Raw genomic sequence first — 296 nt, 5'->3', positions numbered from 1 at the left:
GACATCGCCAGGATGAAGCACCAGGCGATCGTCGGGAACATCGGTCACTTCGACAACGAGATCGACATGGCCGGCCTGGCCGCCACCCCCGGGATCGTGAAGGACGAGGTCAAGCCCCAGGTCCACACCTGGACGTACCCGGACGGCAAGGTCGTCATCCTCCTGTCCGAGGGCCGTCTGCTGAACCTGGGCAACGCGACCGGCCACCCGTCCTTCGTGATGTCGAACTCGTTCGCGGACCAGACCCTGGCCCAGATCGAGCTCTTCACCAAGCCGGAGCAGTACCCGACCGACGT

The 296-nt window shown here is 64.9% G+C and carries 1 protein-coding gene; it reads left to right on the top strand.

Going from position 1 to position 296, the window contains the following annotated elements:
* On the top strand, positions 1-296 hold a 296-nt coding region (locus Q5762_RS37820; protein WP_315896843.1), incomplete at both ends, for an adenosylhomocysteinase.

The sequence above is a fragment of the Streptomyces sp. P9(2023) genome, assembly GCF_032436795.1.
Classification (GTDB): Bacteria; Actinomycetota; Actinomycetes; order Streptomycetales; family Streptomycetaceae; genus Streptomyces.
This window is presented reverse-complemented; position numbering and strand designations above follow the sequence as displayed.